Annotated in this window: 13 protein-coding genes; 4 read left to right on the top strand and 9 right to left on the bottom strand. The window is 58.7% G+C overall.

The features are described from left to right. Window positions 1–153 precede the first annotated feature (153 nt). The 6 genes from ACRX4W_RS06185 to ACRX4W_RS06160 form a co-directional block, all read right to left on the bottom strand. Complete coding sequence (locus ACRX4W_RS06185; RefSeq protein ID WP_124785793.1) at window positions 154–1,413, bottom strand: MFS transporter; 1,260 nt, start codon at window positions 1,411–1,413, stop codon at window positions 154–156. A gap of 101 nt (window positions 1,414–1,514) precedes the next feature. Further along, a complete protein-coding gene (locus ACRX4W_RS06180; protein ID WP_124785791.1) occupies window positions 1,515–2,459 on the bottom strand; it encodes a zinc dependent phospholipase C family protein in 945 nt (314 codons plus the stop codon). Window positions 2,460–2,551: 92 nt separating this feature from the next. After that, window positions 2,552–3,286: a LytR/AlgR family response regulator transcription factor gene (locus ACRX4W_RS06175; RefSeq protein WP_432299633.1), complete on the bottom strand. Its 735-nt coding sequence runs from the start codon at window positions 3,284–3,286 to the stop codon at window positions 2,552–2,554. A 40-nt stretch (window positions 3,287–3,326) separates the two neighbouring features. Beyond that, complete coding sequence (locus ACRX4W_RS06170; RefSeq protein ID WP_432299631.1) at window positions 3,327–4,712, bottom strand: histidine kinase; 1,386 nt, start codon at window positions 4,710–4,712, stop codon at window positions 3,327–3,329. A gap of 117 nt (window positions 4,713–4,829) precedes the next feature. Further along, a complete protein-coding gene (locus ACRX4W_RS06165) occupies window positions 4,830–6,107 on the bottom strand; it encodes a metal-dependent hydrolase family protein (RefSeq protein WP_124785785.1) in 1,278 nt (425 codons plus the stop codon). A 131-nt stretch (window positions 6,108–6,238) separates the two neighbouring features. Then, a complete protein-coding gene (locus tag ACRX4W_RS06160; RefSeq protein ID WP_124785783.1) occupies window positions 6,239–7,690 on the bottom strand; it encodes an APC family permease in 1,452 nt (483 codons plus the stop codon). A gap of 565 nt (window positions 7,691–8,255) precedes the next feature. On the opposite strand from ACRX4W_RS06160, the gene ACRX4W_RS06155 reads away from it, so the two are divergent. Then, window positions 8,256–9,086 (top strand): C39 family peptidase, encoded by an 831-nt coding sequence (locus tag ACRX4W_RS06155; RefSeq protein WP_241154624.1) that lies wholly within the window; start codon window positions 8,256–8,258, stop codon window positions 9,084–9,086. Window positions 9,087–9,459: 373 nt separating this feature from the next. Here ACRX4W_RS06155 and arcC read toward each other — a convergent pair whose 3' ends face one another. The 3 genes from arcC to ACRX4W_RS06140 all read right to left on the bottom strand — a co-directional run bounded on the left by arcC (window position 9,460) and on the right by ACRX4W_RS06140 (window position 15,601). Then, window positions 9,460–10,422, bottom strand: a complete 963-nt coding sequence (arcC, locus tag ACRX4W_RS06150; RefSeq protein WP_006235166.1) for a carbamate kinase — start codon at window positions 10,420–10,422, stop codon at window positions 9,460–9,462. A 686-nt stretch (window positions 10,423–11,108) separates the two neighbouring features. Further along, a complete protein-coding gene (gene nifJ / locus ACRX4W_RS06145) occupies window positions 11,109–14,648 on the bottom strand; it encodes a pyruvate:ferredoxin (flavodoxin) oxidoreductase (protein WP_432299627.1) in 3,540 nt (1,179 codons plus the stop codon). Between the two features lie 479 nt (window positions 14,649–15,127). Further along, window positions 15,128–15,601 (bottom strand): FHA domain-containing protein, encoded by a 474-nt coding sequence (locus ACRX4W_RS06140; RefSeq protein WP_432299625.1) that lies wholly within the window; start codon window positions 15,599–15,601, stop codon window positions 15,128–15,130. A 516-nt stretch (window positions 15,602–16,117) separates the two neighbouring features. Between ACRX4W_RS06140 and ACRX4W_RS06135 the strand changes: the two genes are divergently transcribed. The 3 genes from ACRX4W_RS06135 to ACRX4W_RS06125 all read left to right on the top strand — a co-directional run bounded on the left by ACRX4W_RS06135 (window position 16,118) and on the right by ACRX4W_RS06125 (window position 18,059). Continuing rightward, window positions 16,118–17,476, top strand: coding sequence for a radical SAM/SPASM domain-containing protein (locus tag ACRX4W_RS06135; RefSeq protein ID WP_117564922.1), 1,359 nt, complete (start codon window positions 16,118–16,120; stop codon window positions 17,474–17,476). A 169-nt stretch (window positions 17,477–17,645) separates the two neighbouring features. Further along, window positions 17,646–17,849, top strand: coding sequence for a hypothetical protein (locus ACRX4W_RS06130; protein ID WP_124785779.1), 204 nt, complete (start codon window positions 17,646–17,648; stop codon window positions 17,847–17,849). Window positions 17,850–17,879: 30 nt separating this feature from the next. Continuing rightward, window positions 17,880–18,059, top strand: a complete 180-nt coding sequence (locus ACRX4W_RS06125) for a hypothetical protein (protein ID WP_147324165.1) — start codon at window positions 17,880–17,882, stop codon at window positions 18,057–18,059. Window positions 18,060–18,408: the final 349 nt, after the last annotated feature.

Here is an 18,408-nt window from a genome sequence, read left to right as displayed (position 1 = left end):
CACAAAAACGGGACGCCGCCAAACACAGGCGACGCCCCGCGACCTAGCTGACTCCATCATACCCACTTGGGCTAATCATTGTTCGAAAGTCAGAATGTTTATTGCGGATAACCCCAAAAGAGTATCGCGGCGGACGCAATTACCGGCAAGTTCCTATGCGGCCTGCTCTGCCGTCTGAGACATGCAGGACAGACGGACCAGCAGCACAAAGCCCACCACCAGCAGCACGCCGATAGACAGGACGCCCAGCGAGGGGTTGCCGGTCAGCGAGGTGACGACCGACACCAAGAAGGTGCCCATGACACTTGCATAGCGGCCAAAGATATCAAAGAAGCCGTAGTACTCGTTGGACTTTTCCTTGGGAATAATGCGGCCGAAGTAGCTACGGCTGAGCGCCTGCACACCGCCCTGGAACAGGCCGACCATAATGGCAAGCACCCAGAATTCAAAGGCGGTCTTGAGGAAGAACGCGGCAAAGAGCACGATGCCCATATAGGCGGCGACGGCCACCAAGATCATATTGAGTGTGCCCACGCGACCGGCAAGCTTGCCGTAGATGATGGCGGACGGAAAGGCCACAAACTGCGTAACGAGCAGAGCCAGCACCAGTTGGGTCGAGTCGATGCCCAAAGCCGATCCATAGCTGGTTGCCATGGAAATGACCGTGTGCACACCGTCGATGTAGAAGAAGAACGCGATCATGTAGACCAGCACGGTCTTGTTGTGGGCAATCTCGCGCATGGTGTGTCCGACCTCGGAGAACACGCCGCCCACGATGTGGCCGATGGTGTCCTCGGGACCACGCTCGCGACCGTACTTTTGCTTATAGGTGCGAATGAGCGGCAGGGTAAAGATGAGCCACCAGGCACCAGTGATGACAAACGACAGACGCGTTGCCAGCATGGTGGGGACACCAAGAGCGGGACCACCCATGATAAGCGCCAGGCAGATGATGAACGGCACGGTGGAACCGATGTAGCCCCAGGCATAGCCCGAGCTGGACACGACGTCCATGCGCTCGTCGGTGGTAATGTCGGGCAGCATGGCGTCGTAGAACGTCATAGAAGAGTTGAGGCCGATGGTGCACAGCACGTACACAGTCAAAAATGCCATGGCGGACATTGGGATAGCCTGCGCCAGGCAAAGAACCAGGCCCGTGAGGAAGAAGCCCAAGAAGAACTTGATCTTGTTGCCGGCGTAATCGGCAAGCGCGCCCAGAATGGGCATGAGCATGGCAATGACCAGCGAGGCAATCGTCTGCGCGTTGCCCCAAGCGACCACCAGGTCTGCCGAGGAAGCGCCGGTATTGATGGCGTTAAAGTAGATGGGCACCACCGAGGTATTGAGCAGCACGAGGGCCGAGTTTCCCACATCGTACATGACCCAGTTACGCTCGAGCTTGGTGTATTTCATGGACAGGGACCCTTCGTATTCGCCCGATATGCAGCTAGTTCATCGTACCCCAATTGCACGGAGGCGCCGGTAAGGATTCGGCAAAGAGACAGGAGCGGACCCTACTCCTCGCGGTCGAACTCCTCGTCGGTGCCGAGCACGCGGCCGCTGTAGTTGACGTGACCGGTCACGGCCTCCATGTCACCGGTCTCGATAAAACGCGCGACCGTGCACTCGTAATCGACCAGCGCGCGATCAAAGACCTCGGGGAAACTCTCGTTCGAGACCTCATCGGTAAAGGGATTCTTCCATGTCAGATGGCCCAGGTTACCGGTGCGCTCGGGCAGCTCCGTCGTCACGCGATGGGCAAGGCCGTCGAGCAGCGAGTAGTCGTGCACCAACCCCTCAACCAGCGAGATCGCGCGCGTCTTTACGGAGTCGGCCGGCTCAATCGCACGGTAAAGTCGCTGCATATTGGCAACGGCAGCACCGTACTCCCCCGCCGGAATGTCAATGCCGTACACGCGTCCGGCAACATAGCTCATCAGCACGCCGGCCACGCGACTGATGCGATCGGTGGTGACGATCTCGCCCGCCGGCGGGTAATCGTCGACCGTAGCGCCATCGCGCTTAAGCTGCAGCATCAGTACATCCAGGTCGCTCTCGATCACGGCATGGACCTGACTGCTCGAATCCTCAAGCTCTGAATCGGACTCCACGATGCCAAACTGCTGCTCATAGACAAAGGGGTGGGCGTTGCGGTCGAGCACGTAATGAGACAGCAGACCCAGCGCAAAGGCGCGACCCAAGCTGGCGTCGCGCGGCAGCAGATGCGACACGCCGTCGCGCAGGCACGCGAACTGGCGAGACATGCGCGAGCGATGCATGACCTGCGCCAGCAGCGTACAGTCGGAAACACGCGGTGTCAGAATGTGGAAGAAAAACGGGTCGGGGCCCTGGTTGCCCAGGATAAAGGCAATACGCTCCTCGTCGGACGTGATAACGCCCTGCGGAAGACGGTCGATGCTTTCCTCGCCAAACAGATGATGCGTAATGAGCGCAGGCATAATGATCCTTTCGATTTCATTCGATGCCACCCATTATGCCCACCGCGCGCCCGTGCCAAACCTGCGGCGGTAAACGGTGGCGTGCGGACCGCTTACGCAAGCCCCAGGTGCGTCTTAACCTCGGCGGCGCGACGGCGGGACACGGGCACCGTCGAGGTCACGCGATCGAGCCTGAGCTCCATCAGGCCCGTGGAGCCGATCTCGACATTGTGCACGTCTTCCAAATTGACCAGATAACTGCGGTGGACACGGATAAAGCCCTCGGAGGCCAGGCGCCGCTCGAGCGAGGAAATCGACTCATTGATCAGGTATGTTCCCTCGGCGCAGACGGCGTTGCAAAAATCGGCGCGTGCCTCAAAGTAGCAGACATCCGCCACGGGAATGAACACCTTTTTACCCCCACGATCCACCGTCAGGCGAAGGGGCTGGCGCGGGGTATGGACAGCGCGGCGAACACCCAGGGCGGTTTCGATCTTGTCGAGCGCCTTCGACAGGCGCGCGTCCTCGACCGGCTTGACGATGTAATCGACGGCATCGAGGTTATAGGCATCGGCCGCATACTCGGCAAATGCCGTCACAAACACCACGACCGGCGGCGTCTTTAGGTTCTGCAGCGTCTCGGCAAGCTCGATTCCCGAGCGACCGGGCATCGTGATATCCAAAAACAAGACGTCGGGCTTGTTCGACAGGATCGATTCCACAGCCTCGGTGACATTGCCCGCCTCGGCAATCTGGCCCACACGCGCATCCTTTTCCAACAGATAACGTAGCTCAGCCCTAATAGGGGGCTCGTCATCAACCACCAAGATGTTCCATCTCTCGGACATATGCGCTTCCCCTCTTTTTTTCTCTCAATCCAACCGCGCGCTACACCTTCATCGGCGCCGGCTCATGCGGCTCGCCGTTCAGCTCGACGATGACCTGTGTTCCCACGCCTTCCTGGGACTTCACGCGCATGCCAGAATCTTCTCCGTAAAAGAAATGGATGCGCTGAAGCACGTTGAAGAGCGCCAGGCCGCAACCTCGCTTGATGGATCCGTCGGCGGTAATGCTCTCGGGCTCCTCTCGGCGATGCTGCTCAAACAGATGCGCGCAGACTTCTTCGCTCATACCGATGCCGTCATCTTCGACGATGATCTCCAAGCCGTCATCGGTCTCAAAAGCCCTAACACGAATAGAAAGCGGCTCGGTCTCGCGCTGCGCATGCTTGATGCAGTTTTCGAGCAACGGCTGCAAGATAAACGGCGGCACCATGCAATCGCGCACCTCAAAGTCGATATCGACCGAGACGCGCAGACGGCCGTCGCCATACCGGGCCTGCATAAGATTGATATAACGGGTGCCCTGTTCCACCTCATGCTCGAGCGTGGTGAGCGTATCGGAGTCAGAAAGCGTCTGACGATAGTAATTGGAAAAATCGATGAGCAGCGATCGCGCCTTGTCGGGCTCGGTTCGAACGAGCGACACGATCGTGCTAATGGTGTTGAACAGAAAATGCGGGTCGACCTGCGACTGCAGGGCCCGAAGCTCCACGCGGGCTGTGAGCTCGTCCTGGCGCTCGAGCTCAAAGCTGGCGAGCTGCGTGGAGATGAGATCGGCAAAACCCGAGGCCAACGCCGTCTGGCGCATATCGATGCTGCTCAGGCGGGGATAGTACAGCTCGAGCGTACCCACGCAATGCCCGCGCACGGTAAGCGGCGCGACAATGCCGGCGCGCAGGCGGGGAAAATAGCCGCCCGTCTCATTGGAGGCGTCGCGCGAAAATACACTCTGCTCGCCGGACTCGATCACGTTGAGCGTGGTCTTGAGCACAACCGGGGTGCCGGCAGGGCACTTTGCCGAGTCCTCGCCCCAGCTTGCCAACACCTGTTTGCCATCGGTAAAGCAGATGGCAGAGGCGATGGTCTCGGACAGGATAATTTTAGAGGCGCCCAGGGCCGCTTCGGGCGTAAGGCCGCGCGACGTGTAGGCGAATATTTTTGATGCGATGGCGAGCGTACGGTCGGTTGCGCTCGATGTGAGGTCGTCGGGGACCACAAAGACATACGAGAAAAAGAAGCACAGCATGACCAGGCCGGCAATAACGACAACGCCCGGAACGGGATTGGGATTATCGGTTAAATCCCAGATAAGCAGCAGGATAAGCGCCGGAACGACAATACCGAGCAGGATGGCCTGAACCACATGCTGGGCCGTACGAAAGACCTTGGTAGAGTTGTAGCTCTTGCCCAGAATCAGCCTGTTTAAATCCACCGTCATCCCCTCTTGTCCTTAGCACCCATAGCAATGAAGAGGGCCGCAAGCGACCCTCTCCATTGCATTATGCAATCAAAAACTGTGTTTTACATCCAGCCATCGACAAACGGTATCTTAGGCGCTGTATTTGTTGGCCTCGCCAAAGGTGCCAGCCTCGACGATCCAGCCGTCCTTCATGATGACGTCCATGTTGTCGGTGTTGAGCACGTGGATGTCGGCGGCGACGTCACCGTTGACAACCAGCAGGTCGGCGCACTTGCCGGCCTCGATGGAACCGGTCTCGTCCTCGATGTGGCACATCTTGGCACCGTTGAGGGTGGCGCAGGTGATGGTCTCGACCGGAGTGAAGCCGATCTTGTCGACGAACTCGTACATCTCCTCGATGGAGCAGGTGCCGTACGGGGTGACGAAGGAGAAGGAGTCGGAGCCGATCGTCATGACGACGCCGCGCTTCTTGGCCTCGCGCAGGCAGTCGTAGTTGCGCTGCAGCTCCTTCTCGACCAGGGTGCCCTCGTACTTGTCGTGCAGCTCGGGGACGTAGACGGGCGGATAGGTGGCGTACCAGGTGGGCAGGAAGGCGATCGTCGGGGTGAAGAAGGTGCCCTGCTCGGCCATGAGGTCCATGGTGCGCTCATCGATATCGAAGCCGTGAATCAGCTGCTCGCAGCCAAAGCGAACGGAGTCGTAGGCGGCGGCGTGGTTGTTGTAGCAGTGACTCCACACGGGGATGCCGACCATCTTTGCCTCTTCGACCACGGCCTGGATCTCCTCGGAGCAATAGTGCTGGTCGCGACCGGAATCCCAACGCCAGATGCCGCCACCGGTAGCCCAGATCTTTATGGCATCGGGGTTCTCGCGCAGGCGACGACGGACGGCCTTGCGCAGATCCCAAGGACCATCGACCTGGTCGCCCCAGGGATGGGATTCCTTGTTGAGCTCCTGGGTGCAGTGGTGGGAGTCACCGTGGCCGGCAACACGGCAGAAGCCGAGTCCGGTGGCCAGAACGCGCGGGCCCTTGAAGACGCCCTTGTCGATGCAGTCGCGAATCTGGATACCAAAGCGGCCGATCTCGCAGACGGTGGTGAGGCCGTGGGTGAGGCAGTCGTAGGCCTGCTTGACGGCGACGGCCTGCTTCTCGAGGAGCGGCTGCATGACCCAGTCGGTGTCATCGTCGGTCAGGTTGCCCGAGAAGTGCAGGTGGGTGTCGATCAGGCCGGGAAGGACGGTCTTGCCGGTGGCGTCGATAACCTCAACGCCCTCGGGAAGGTCCTGCATAGCACCGGCATACTCGATCTTGCCGTTGTCGTCGACGAGAACGAGGGAGTTCTCGACCGGCTCGGCACCGGTACCGTCGATGAGCTTACCGCCAACGATTGCGTACTTAGTGGACATGGTTCCTCCTTATGGATCCATATAGTGGGCGAGGCCATGTTGGGTTATGGCCTCACAAAGCTACCCAAGTGGTGCCGGGTTCGGTGCGCGGAAGAGAGGGGTCCGCGCACCCGATCCGCCCCGGCTAGGCGTTATTTTTTGCGGGAATTGGTGAAGGCCATGAGGGCCAGGCCAACGGCCAGCCAGCCGATCACGATGCTCCACTCCACCATGTTGAGGGAGGCGGGAGAGAACGGGACCACGAGCAGGCCAATGATGACGGCGCAGGCAGCGACAGCGAGGCTGATGCCAAACTTGCCGCCGGGCACCTCGTAGGGACGAGGCAGGTCGGGCTCGGTGAAGCGCATGCGCAGGCAAGCGAGGGCGACCATGCCGCAGGAGAAGATGAAGGCGAGAGCCGACACGTTGGTCAGAGGGATGAGCATGTTCTTGCCCAGGAACGGACCGATGACGGTGATGACGCCCAGAACGGCGCAGGCGAGCTTGGGAGCGCCGGACTTGGGATCGACCTCGGCGAACTTCTCGGGCAGCTGGCCCTTGCGGCCCATGGCGAGCATGATGCGGCTCGTAGCGCCGTAGAAGGAGTTCATCGGGCCCATGGGTCCAAGCGTGGCGATGACGAGCATGGCCAGGTACAGGAGCATGTTGATGCCCTTGAGGCAGGCAAGCGCGGGAACCGGGCTCTTAACAAACTCATGCCAGTCGAGGATGGTGCCGAACGAGTAGATGCAGACCATGTAGAAGCCGCCGGCGGCCAGCAGGGCCAGGGAGATGATCTTGCCGAACTTGTTCCAGTTGAGGCCCTCGGCTGCTTCCTCAGCCTGCTGAGGAATGGTATCGAAGCCGGCGTAGAAGAACGGGGTCAAAACCAAGACCGACACGATGCCGGCGAACAGGCTGGTGCCCTCGGTAGCGGGCTTGCCGCCGCCAGCACCGGTGACCTGGGAGAACACGGGCATGGCGTGTTCCGGCGAACCGGTGAACAGCGAGACGCCCATGGCAAGCAGCATGCCGCAGAGCAGGGCCTTGGTCAGGAAGGCCTGGAGCTTGGCGGCCGAGCTGGCACCGCGGAAGTTGAGGAAGATGACGTAGGCTGCAAAGCCGAGCGCGATCAACGTCGGGAACAGGTAAACGTCGGCGCCCAGGATGGTGTAGAGCTTGACGGCGCGCAGCCACTCAAGGCCGGGCAGGCTGCCGAACATCTCGGACACGAGGGTCGAGATGGCGATGGCCTCCCACGGGCACAGGATGCCGTTGCCCAGGGCCAGGAGCCAGCCAGTGATGTAGCTCATCGTACGGCCAAAGCTACGATCGACATACTCGACGATGCCGCCCGAAATGGGGATAGCAGCCGTGAGCTCACCGAAAACAGCTCCGACGGGCACGAGGAAGATCGCGCCCAAGAGGAATGCGATCATAGCGGGAACGGGACCGCCGCCCACGACCATCCAGTCGCCGACCTGCAGAACCCAGCCGGTACCGATGATGGCACCGAAACCGATGGTGAAGAAGTTCCAGAGCGAAAGCGTTTTCTTCATGCCACCGTTACCTTCGACTGCAACTTCTGCGTTCTTGTCCGCCATTGTTCCCCTCCTTTCCTTATTGACGCCTCTTTGGCGTCACCCCTTGCGCGGTCTGTTTTGCCGCGCACTTTTATTTCGTGGCTTTAAGATACGGCCTCGGCGTCGCGCTACCGCTTATGGCTCGACCGAAGGCAGAACTCGCATATGAGTGGCGCCGTTTTTGGGACGAACGGCACGGTTTGCCGCTCATTGTTGTCGCCCGTCCGACGGGCGTACGCTCATTGGACGCATATAGAAATGTTTTTGAGGCCGTGTGTTTTGCGCCTTTCGTACCGTTTACCGAGCTTTTGACGCTCGGACCCATTTGTTGCACATCCTTTTTGTAGGATAGACAGGTTATACATGAGACAAGGCGGTACGAATGGCATACGGATACAACGACGGTGATCAACGGCGACAAAGCGTTCGCCTTGCTGGCCGCACCACGCCGATGCCCAGAAGTGCCACGAGCAGCAATCCGCAACGCCCTCAAGAGCAACCCGGGCCTTCGTCTCGGCAGCAGACAAACAGAACACGGCAGAGCGGCCGTCCGAGCACGGGCACAAGCGCACAGCAAGATAGCCGCTTGGGCGCGCGCACTCGACAGCGCCAAGCCGAGGTTCCGCAACTGCGCCGCAACGGCGCACGTCAGCCCGGCATCCATATCAACCGCTTCTTTTCGCATCCCCAAGGCGGACGCGACGGCAAGCCCTACCGCTCGACATCGTACGTGAATGCCCCCGCCCTGCCGGCTCGTCGGCTTTGCCTCGCACTGTGCTCTATCCTCATCTGTCTGGTCTTTGTGCTTATGAGCTCCTGTATGTCCCACGGCTCGGCCGGTCTCGAGCCCACCGCCGAGGACAAGCTGCTCAAGGCCCCCGTCGCGCCCGGTTATTCTTTCGCCTTTTCGACTCCGCGCTCGCAATGGCAAGCCGGCACGATGCCCCATATCTATCAGATCGACCCTGCGTGGTCGGAGCTGCCCTATGCCGGTGGCACTATTCGCGAAAACGCTTGCGGTCCCACTTGCCTCACCATGGTCTATATCTTTAAGACCGGCCGCACCGATATGACACCGGTCGACATGTGCGCCCTTTCCGAGGCGGGCAACTATGCCCCCACCGGCGCCACCGAATGGTCATTTATGACGCGCGGCGCATGGCAGCTGGGCCTTAACGGAACGGAGCTTCATAACGATCGCGACTCGATGACTCAGGTGCTGCGTTCGGGAGCGCCCGTCATCGCCGCCGTTCGGCCGGGCACCTTTACCAACGTGGGCCACTACATTGTGCTTTACGGTATTGACGACGCCGACCAGATTGAAGTCTTCGATCCCAACTCGGCCAGCCGCAGCGCCCGACGCTGGGGCGTCGTAGAGGTCCTCAACGAAGTCGAAGCCATGTGGGCCTACTACTAGTCACTGGGGACAGACTTAAATGAGTGGTCTCTGGATGCCCGGAACTGCTGGCACGGAAAGCGCACCCCGCTTTGAAGTTCGATAGCGGGATGCGCTTTCCGTTAGCGGCCTGTTTGGGAAACTGGGGGCCATTTTTCGGGCAAATTCCGGGATGTATTTTCCGGTTGAGGGCCCCGGGGAAACTGTGCCCCATTTTGGACGCTCATTGTGAGATGCACTTTCCGCAGTTGATTGGTGCTACTCATTTAAGTCTGTCCCCAATGACTACCGATAGCAAAAGCCCCGCAGTCGGAGCGGACTGCGGGGCTCATGAAGAGAGGCTAGTCTGTGGGCGCTTTGCCTGGCGCCCACGAGAGATGCAACGGAGTAGGGACTACTCGTGGATGCGGGTACCGGAGAGGCCGGCCATGGTCTCGGCGGCCTTGTCCAGGGCGCCGATGATGCAGGTGCGGCCCTTGCGGGAGCGGGCGAACTTGATGGCGGCGCGGACCTTGGGCTCCATGGAACCCTTGCCGAACTGGCCCTCGTCGGCCAGGCGCTCGGCCTCGTCGGCGGTGAGGTCCTCGAGCTCCTCCTGGTTGGGCTTGCCGAAGTTGATGGCGACATGCTCGACGGCGGTCAGCAGGAACAGGACGTCGGCGTCGCAGTCCTCGGCCAGCAGCTCGCCGCCCAGGTCCTTGTCGATGACGGCGGGAACGCCCTTGTAGCAGCCCTTGTTCTCGTAGTCGCGGACGACGGGGATGCCGCCGCCGCCGCAGGCGATGACGATGAACTCGTTGTCGAGCAGGTTGAGGATGGAGTCGGCCTCGACGATCTTCTTGGGATCGGGGGAGGCGACGACGCGACGCCAGCCGCGGCCGGAGTCCTCGACGAAGACCTTGGAGGGGTCCTCGGCCATGAACTCCTTGGCCTGCTCCTCGGTGTAGAAGGGGCCGATCGGCTTGGTCGGGTTCTTGAACGCGGGGTCGTCGGGGTCGCACTCGATCTGGGTGACGACGGTGGCGGCGTGCCAACGCTTGTAGCGCTTGTGCATCTCGCGGCCGATGCCCTGCTGCAGGTGGTAGCCGATGTAGCCCTGGGACATGGCGCCGCACTCGGGCAGCGGCATCTCGGGGGTGCCGATGGCGTCGTGGGCGGCGGCGAAGGCGTTCTGGATCATGCCGACCTGCGGGCCGTTGCCGTGGGTGATGATGATCTCGTTGCCCTGCTCGATGAGGCCGAGGAGAGCGTGGGCGGTGTTGCTCACGGCCTCGATCTGCTCGACGGGGTTGTTGCCGAGGGCGTTGCCGCCGAGGGCGACGACAATACGATCGGGCTTGCCAAGAGGCTTAGACATTGCTGGAATCCCTTCTGTAAAAGGCCTACAACCCATTAATAACCCGCGTCCGTGCGATACGCGAGTTTATTAAGGTTTATATTCTCTTTATCGCTCATTTTATTCATTTTGAAAATAGCGGAACGGTGAACGGTCGTTTTTATCCGCTCAGCGTACAGAACCCCAGCTCAGACATATCTACGCCATTTACGTGCAACTTTATTTAAATACAGCAAGGATTATGTCGGATTATACAAACTATATCTCTGCTAAACACAAAACGGACAGCATAATATCTTACTCGCACTATACGAGATTCTATGCACTTATAGGACGAGTATGCATCCCTGCAAAAACAAGGGGCTTTTCATCCAGCAATAGGAATAAAGAGGAGCTCCGAAAGGGCACCCAGCCCCAAAGCACGGGAACAGAAGGCGACAACAGAAAAATCCCCCATTCCATCCCCAAAGTAACGCGAGGTTTCGCGGCAAAGCCGCGAAACAGCGAAGGGGACAGAATACCCGACCAACTACGTCTTTCATCCGCCCACACAATCCGAGGACGTAGTCGTAGCAGGATCTGAGGGCTGACCTTCGCGGACATTCCGCAGGACGACAGAACCCCCGCCGCACAAAGTGCGCAGCGGGGGTTCTGTCATGTCCGAGGACGTCCGCGAAGGTCAGCCCTCAGATCCTGCGGTGGGAGACTTAGGCCTCGTTGTACACCGTCTTGAGCTTCAGCAGGTGAGCGTAGCGATCCATAGCGGCCTGCTCGTTCTCCTTGAAGAGCTCCTCGGCGCGCTCGGGGAAGGAACGCGTCAGCGAAGCGTAACGGGCCTCGTTCATCAGGAACTCCTGATAACCGCCCGCGGGCTCCTTGGAATCGAGCGAGAACTTCTTGCCGGCAGCAGCCTCGGGGTTGAAGCGGAAGAGGTTCCAATAACCGCACTCGACAGCCTTCTTCATCTCGGCCTGGCAGTTCTGCATGCCGCCCTTCTTGATGGAGTGCATCTCGCAGGGGCTGTAGCCGATGATGAGGGACGGGCCGTCGTAGGCCTCGGCCTCGTGGATGGCCTTGAGGGTCTGAGCCGGGTTGGCGCCCATGGCGACCTGCGCCACGTAGACGTAGCCGTAGCTCATGGCAATCTCGGCCAGGGACTTCTTCTTGGTCACCTTACCGGCAGCGGCGAACTGAGCGACCTGGCCCAGGTTCGAGGCCTTGGAGGCCTGACCGCCGGTGTTGGAGTAAACCTCGGTGTCGAAGACGAAGACGTTGACATTGTGGCCAGAAGCCAGGACGTGGTCCAGGCCACCGAAGCCGATGTCGTAGGCCCAACCGTCGCCGCCGAAGATCCAGAAGGACTTCTTGGTGAGGTAAGCCTTGTCGGCGAGGATCGCCTTGGAAGCGTCGCAGCCGCACTTCTCGAGCTCGGCAACGTAGGCAGCGGCAGCGGTCTTGGAGGCCTCGGCGTCGTTGACGGAGTCGATCCAAGCCTGGCCGGCGGCCTTGAGCTCATCGGACGGGCCATCGGCAGCGATGATATCCTGGGTAGCGGCAATCAGCTTGTGCTGAACGGCCTCGTAGCCGACGGCCATGCCCAGACCGTGCTCGGCATTGTCCTCGAACAGGGAGTTGTTCCACGCCGGGCCGTGACCGTCCTTGTCCTTGCAGTAAGGAGCGGTGGCAGCGGGGTTGCCCCAAATGGAGGAGCAGCCGGTGGCGTTGGAAATGAACATGCGGTCGCCGGCGACCTGGGTCACCAGACGTGCATAGGCGGTCTCGGCGCAGCCGGCGCAGGAGCCAGAGAACTCCAGGTAGGGCTGCTTGAACTGGCTGCCCTTGACGTTGGCCGCGATGAGCTCCTTCTTCTCGGAGACGTTCTCGACCATGTAGTCCCAAACGGGCTGCTGATCCATCTCCTGCTCGGTGGGAACCATCTCGAGGGCGCCCTTGGGGCAGACCTTGACGCAGTTGGTGCAGCCCATGCAGTCGAGCGGGGACACGGCCATGGTGAACTTCATACCCTTGGCCTTGGGGCCCATGGCGTCGAGCGTGCGGGTAGCCTCGGGCGCGGCGGCAGCCTCGTCCTCGGTCATCGCGAACGGACGGATGGTGGCATGCGGGCACACATAGGCGCACTGGTTGCACTGGATGCACTTGGTCTCGTCCCAGTGAGGAACGACCACGGCGACGCCGCGCTTCTCGTATGCGGAGGCGCCCAGCTCAAACTGGCCGTCAGCGCAACCGACGAAGGCGGAAACGGGCAGGCTGTCGCCATCCATGCGATCGATGGGCTCGAGCAGGTTCTTGACCTGCTGGGCGATAGCGGACTTGGTCTCCTCGGAGAGCTCGACGGGAGCGGCATCCTCGGCAGTTGCCCAGTCGGCCGGAACCTCGAACTTACGGAAGGCGGTAGCGCCGGCATCGATGGCCTTGTGGTTGGCGTCGACGATGGCCTGGCCCTTCTTCATGTAGGACTTGGTAGCCGCGTCCTTCATGTACTGCAGGGCATCCTCGGCGGGCAGGACCTTGGCCAGCGTGAAGAAGGCGGACTGGAGCACCGTGTTGGTGCGCTTGCCCATGCCGACCTTGGCAGCTAGATCGATAGCGTCGATCAGGTAGACGTTGACGTTGTTGTTCGCGATGTAGCGCTTGGCCACAGCGGGCATGTGCTCGGCGAACTCCTCGTCGCTCCACTGGCAGTTGACCAGGAAGGTGCCGCCCGGTTTGACGTCGCGGACCATCTTGAAGCCCTTGACGATGTAGCTGGGGTTGTGGCAAGCGACAAAGTCGGCCTTGGTCACGTAGTACGGCGAGCGAATCGGAGAATCACCAAAGCGCAGGTGCGAGACGGTGACGCCGCCGGTCTTCTTGGAGTCGTACTGGAAGTAGGCCTGAACGTACTTGTCGGTGTGGTCGCCGATGATCTTGATCGAGTTCTTGTTGGCGCCGACGGTACCGTCGCCACCCAGACCCCAGAACTTGCACTCGATGGTGCCAGGGGCTGCGGTGTTGGGCGCATCCTCGGCCTCGGGCAGGCTCAGGTTGGTCACGTCATCAACGATGCCGATGGTGAACTCGCGCTTGGGCTCGTCCTTCTTAAGCTCCTCGAAGACAGCGAACGCGGACGCGGGAGGCGTGTCCTTGCTGCCCAGGCCGTAACGGCCGCCGACGACCTTGATGCCCGTCTTGCCGGCCTCGTAGAGAGCGGAGACGACGTCCTGGTAGAGCGGCTCGCCGATGGAACCCGGCTCCTTGGTGCGGTCCATGACGGCAATCTTCTTGACGGTCTCGGGGAGAACGTCGACGAAGTGCTTGATGGAGAACGGACGGAACAGGCGAACCTTGACCAGGCCGACCTTCTCGCCGTGAGCGTTGAGGTAGTCGATGACTTCCTCGAGCACGTCGCAGAAAGAGCCCATGCACACGACGACGCGATCAGCATCGGGAGCGCCGTAGTAGTTGAACAGGCCGTAATCGGTGCCGAGCTTCTCGTTGATCTTCTTCATGTAGCCCTCGACGACGGCAGGGAGCTCGTCGTAGACCTTGTTGCAGGCCTCGCGGTTCTGGAAGAAGATGTCGCCGTTCTCGTGGCTGCCGCGGGTGTGCGGGTGCTCGGGGTTGAGCGCGTGGTCGCGGAAAGCCTGGACGGCGTCCATGTCGCACATCTCGGCAAGATCCTTGTAGTCCCACATGGCGACCTTCTGGATCTCGTGGCTGGTGCGGAAGCCGTCGAAGAAGTTAAGGAACGGGGTCTTGCCCTCGATGGCGGCAAGGTGAGCCACCGGCGAGAGGTCCATGACCTCCTGGACGTTGCCCTCGGCGAGCATGGCGAAACCGGTCTGGCGGCAGGCCATGACGTCGGAGTGATCACCGAAGATGTTCAGGGCGTGGGAAGCGACGCAACGCGCGGAGACGTGGAAAACGCCCGGGAGCTGCTCGCCCGCGATTTTGTACATGTTCGGGATCATCAGGAGCAGACCCTGAGAAGCCGTGTAGGTGGTGGTCAGAGCACCGGCGCCCAGCGAACCGTGAACGGTACCGGCTGCACCTGCCTCGGACTCCATCTCGACGACCTTGACCGGGGTGCCGAAGATGTTCTTGCGACCCTGGGCCGCCCACTGGTCGACATGGTCGGCCATCGGGCTGGACGGCGTAATGGGATAAATCCCCGCTACCTCGGTGTACGCATACGAAACATATGCGGCCGCCTCGTTGCCGTCCATAGACTTAAACTTACGCGCCATATACCCCTCTCCTCTCATATAGGTATACAGGCCCCGGCGATCGCCGGGATGTTGGCGTGATGGGATTTTCGTTGTTGCTTCCAATCATCTGGCAGGCGGACTCAGCAGCAGGTACATGGCGTGGAGAGAAGGCATGCCGAGGCGAGGAGGGCTGCACGCGCTCCACAGGCCCAGCTACCCGTCTTGCACATGACCGAGCGCCGCAAAGGCCGCATGCCGGATGCTCCCGGGCACGCCCCGGCGATGGGAAGCGCCCGCAACGGAAATCCGCATGCGGGTTCATTGTACCCCGCCGCCAAGCCATATTTCGGCAAATATAGGTGGGAGGTAAAGGTTTACCTCGGGTGACTATCACACGGCCGCTGCCAACGAACGCAATCCCCGGGGACCACGCAGCAGTTGCGGTGAAATGGGGACTGTTTTTGCCGGTCGTGGCCTTAAACAGTCCCCATTTCACCGCAACCTATTTAGGAGATGAGTTAGAGGGCGCCGAGGAGGATGGCGTAGGTGGTGGATTCGCCGAGCCTGAGCTCGTCACCGGGGTTGAGCTGGGCGGAGCGACCGGGCTCTACTTGAATACACACGCTCGTGGCCCCGTTTACCACCACGGTGCCGTTCGTGGATGACAGGTCCTCGACAAACCATGTGCCAGAATCGTCGCACCAGATATGGGCATGGCGGGCCGAGACGTCGTCGGTGATGCCGCCCTCCCCCGTTGCCAGCGCGCCGATCTCAACGCCTTCCTCACTCGGCTGAATCCAGCGCGGGACGCTCACCACGTAGCCGTTTTGCACGCACAGCAGTCCCAGCGGATGCGCCGGCGCGACCTCGTGCTCGCCCGCGACCGAAGATGTGCTCAGCGAGCGCGGCGTCGACGTGTCGCCGCCACGGGTCGCATGAGCGCGGCGGCTCGCCCGACTTGGAACTAAGGCGGGCGTGAGAGCAAACGGCATAGGGAACGAATCTTGCGGATGTACTCCTCGACGTCAGGCAGGTAAGCCCCACGAAGTCACCGGGGAGGCCCAAGCGGCCCGGCACCACTTCCAGATTCTGACCAGGGCGAGTCGTTCGCCGGTGGCTGAAGGCTCGCTCCCACCCAAAAGGGGAGATTCGCGTTGTTCCCCAATCGCTCTCGCATCTTTCATTTTGCTCGAGGTGGGCTATAAAAACTTTCCTGGTGAAAGGCGGCGATTGGTTTCCTTTCTTTCTAGAGGAGCGCGCCTGTAATCTGTTTTCATCCTAAATCAAGTTAAGATCGGACCTTCCAGAGGCAAGTCGACTCAAACTGCGAGGCTCCATGTTGGAATAAAGAGCGCTGTCGAAGTGCCAACAACACAAAGCTTGCCAGTCTCAAATAGAACCTTTTGGGAGTCCGATTGGGCCGCACACCGAATCCCCGCTGGTGGTTTTTTATAGCTGCGCAACAATAAACAAGGTTAGTGCCAGTCCAGCATGAAATTGAGGAACGTATGCATTTTTTCTCAGTAAGTGATCGTCGTTACTGCTTCGATGAGGTCACTCGCAATTGCTTTCAGGTTGACCAAGCATCAGAAGATGCGCTTCGCATATTTGAAGCATCGGGAAGAACGGTCAACTCGAAGTTGCTAACAAAGTCACTTGCTGCGAAAGGCTACGACCAAACGACCATAGCAGAACTTGAAGACGACATTGATGAGTATCAACGATTGTCTGAGCGGACTTTCTTAACAAAAGACACGCCTCGAAAACTTAGATCCATCGAACTCCACGTTTCACATGCATGCAACCTTGGTTGTAGTTACTGTTTTGCCGGTAAAGGAGATTATGGAACGTCTCCTCTGCTGATGACAGACGAGATAGCCTTCAAGGCGGTCGACTACCTCGTCGCAAGTTCATCGGAAAACGAAACGCTTGCGATCGTCTTTTTTGGTGGGGAACCCATGATTAACGAGCCGCTGATATGGAAAACGGTCGACTATTCAAAAAGAATATACCCCAATAGAAACTTTACCTATTCTATTACGACCAACGGAACGCTTTTGAATGACACTGCTGTGAATTCTTTCAAGGAGCACGGGTTTTCTGTTCTGATTAGTCTCGATGGTACAGGATGCAAGCACGATGCATCGCGCCCGTACAAGACGGGAGGCGGCTCTTTCTCCGATATCGACAAAAACGTTCGTCGTTTTTCCGAGTCGTTCCCCTTCGGCGCAAGAGCGACCTTAACAAATAATAACTGTAACCTTGTTGAAGACTATCTTCAGTTTAAAGAGATGGGCTTCAGAAGGATTTACTTCTCGCCCGTGAGCTCATTCGATGAGAATATCAAACTCGACGAACACTCATTAAACAAAATCAGGGCGGGCCTAATAGATTTGGCGGATCAATATCTCAAACAGATTGATCAAGGGGAAAAGCCCTTGTTTAGAACATTGAAAACTGCAGTTGATTTGATTATGAGCAACAGGATCGCCTTTGTCGGATGCGGGGCTGGCAGGCGTTTTATTTCCGTGACTCCCGAAGGGGACGTATACCCCTGTCACAGGTTTGTCGGGATGATGCGATTCAAAATGGGCAACATCGTCACCGGAATTGACGAAACTAGGTATATTGAAAACTGGAGTCAGGGTGTCGAAAAAAGAATTGACTGTACGGACTGTTGGGCTCGGTCTTTCTGTGGTGGGGGCTGTAGCTGGGAGGCTGCAGGCGAGCACGGCTACTTGCCCAAGAGTCTACACCCTGCATCATGTGAATATAGAAAAATGTGCTACGAGATGGCTTTTGACCTTATTTCCCGCCACTCATCTTCGCAGGAGAAAAATCAACGAGAAGCTACTGTATCGGAATAAGCGGTTCAGCGCATTGCTGTCACCATTGTGGAGGTGTTCGTTCTTCTGATTACCGTCTGCGAAGCTTATTGCTACGTTCGCCGAAACCATTCTAGAAATATGGTGAACTAGACATCTTGGTTTGTTATACACAATATTGAGGTTTTTCTGCACTCAAAGGGAGGTAGTCGTGAAGCATATTCATCCGATTAATCCAGGAAGTGGCGACGAGGCAGGCGTGAAGCCGATGTCTTTTGACTGCCTCTTGGGCATTACTGACATCTGTACTGTTTATGATAAAGCAGATGGCTGTGGTGCATACGATTACTGCGACTATGACATGGATGGCGGCAGCATCTGCGTTGTAGATCACTGTGGCATTGATCAAACGTAGTCTCTAATTGGATTAAGGTGAGGAGCTGTTATGAAGCATATCCATCCTGTTGGTTCAAATGAACATCCTCCCGTTGAGCCTTGTTGTCTTGGAGTTGATATATGCAATTTTTACGACATCGCCGAGTGCCCTGTTGCGGATTGGTGCTATGTCGATAAAGAATCAAGCTGTGTTTTGCCAGCAGATTGGTGCGATCCAGTTGACGAGTAGTTTTGTGGCTAGGAACTATTTGGTCCAATTCAGAATAAGATGGGAACAAATACCAAAATCTCGTGTCTGGGAGGAGTTATGCCATTATTGCAAGGTCTCGTTGGATTAGCCTTTATACTTGCGTTATATCTGGCACCTTTTTTAATTCTATTCTTCATTATCCGACTCTTTCTTCGGAGAAAATAGGAGTGTCACGCAAACATTAGCGTAGCTTTCTTCCAATATGAGCCGAGCATTGGCAAGTGGAATAAGAAGCCCGACCGTTCGCCACATTGAACTGCGTCCCAAATCTTGGACGCCCTAAATAGCGACTAGGCCGCGAGGGCCTGATTCCGGAACTCCTCCGGGG

This window comes from Collinsella aerofaciens (genome assembly GCF_964283865.1).
Classification (GTDB): Bacteria; Actinomycetota; Coriobacteriia; order Coriobacteriales; family Coriobacteriaceae; genus Collinsella.
Note: the sequence above shows the minus strand (reverse complement) of the source record. Positions and strands in the feature narration are given on the sequence as shown.

What these genes read in the sequence shown, in the direction of transcription:
- ACRX4W_RS06185 (WP_124785793.1), bottom strand. Translation starts at nt 1,413, where the DNA reads ATGAAATACACCAAGCTCGAGCGTAACTGGGTCATGTACGATGTGGGA.
- ACRX4W_RS06180 (WP_124785791.1), bottom strand. Translation starts at nt 2,459, where the DNA reads ATGCCTGCGCTCATTACGCATCATCTGTTTGGCGAGGAAAGCATCGAC.
- nifJ (WP_432299627.1), bottom strand. Translation starts at nt 14,648, where the DNA reads ATGGCGCGTAAGTTTAAGTCTATGGACGGCAACGAGGCGGCCGCATAT.
- ACRX4W_RS06160 (WP_124785783.1), bottom strand. Translation starts at nt 7,690, where the DNA reads ATGGCGGACAAGAACGCAGAAGTTGCAGTCGAAGGTAACGGTGGCATG.
- ACRX4W_RS06125 (WP_147324165.1), top strand. Translation starts at nt 17,880, where the DNA reads ATGAAGCATATCCATCCTGTTGGTTCAAATGAACATCCTCCCGTTGAG.
- ACRX4W_RS06140 (WP_432299625.1), bottom strand. Translation starts at nt 15,601, where the DNA reads ATGCCGTTTGCTCTCACGCCCGCCTTAGTTCCAAGTCGGGCGAGCCGC.
- arcC (WP_006235166.1), bottom strand. Translation starts at nt 10,422, where the DNA reads ATGTCTAAGCCTCTTGGCAAGCCCGATCGTATTGTCGTCGCCCTCGGC.
- ACRX4W_RS06175 (WP_432299633.1), bottom strand. Translation starts at nt 3,286, where the DNA reads ATGTCCGAGAGATGGAACATCTTGGTGGTTGATGACGAGCCCCCTATT.
- ACRX4W_RS06135 (WP_117564922.1), top strand. Translation starts at nt 16,118, where the DNA reads ATGCATTTTTTCTCAGTAAGTGATCGTCGTTACTGCTTCGATGAGGTC.
- ACRX4W_RS06165 (WP_124785785.1), bottom strand. Translation starts at nt 6,107, where the DNA reads ATGTCCACTAAGTACGCAATCGTTGGCGGTAAGCTCATCGACGGTACC.